This window comes from Peribacillus sp. SIMBA_075 (assembly GCF_046534585.1).
In genome coordinates, this window is record NZ_JAWRYN010001583.1 from 1 (window position 1) to 237 (window position 237).

1 protein-coding gene is annotated in these 237 nt (G+C 43.0%); it reads right to left on the reverse strand.

The features are described 5' to 3' along the window. Positions 1–237, reverse strand: a 237-nt coding sequence (locus SB775_RS33755) for an FAD-dependent oxidoreductase (protein WP_410865661.1), incomplete at both ends; no start/stop codon positions are given.

Sequence of the window (237 nt, forward strand, 5' to 3'; positions counted from 1 at the left end):
CCGATATATGCATCAGATCGGCTTAAAATGACTTCTTCTTTACCTAATGCTTTTCTTCCTGCATTAATACCTGCCATAATTCCTTGACCTGCTGCTTCCTCATAACCCGACGTTCCATTAATTTGGCCGGCTGTATACAATCCGGAAATTTTCTTCGTCTCAAGTGTCGGCCACAGCTGTGTAGGCACAATTGCATCATACTCAATGGCATAACCCGCTCGCATCATTTGTACATTT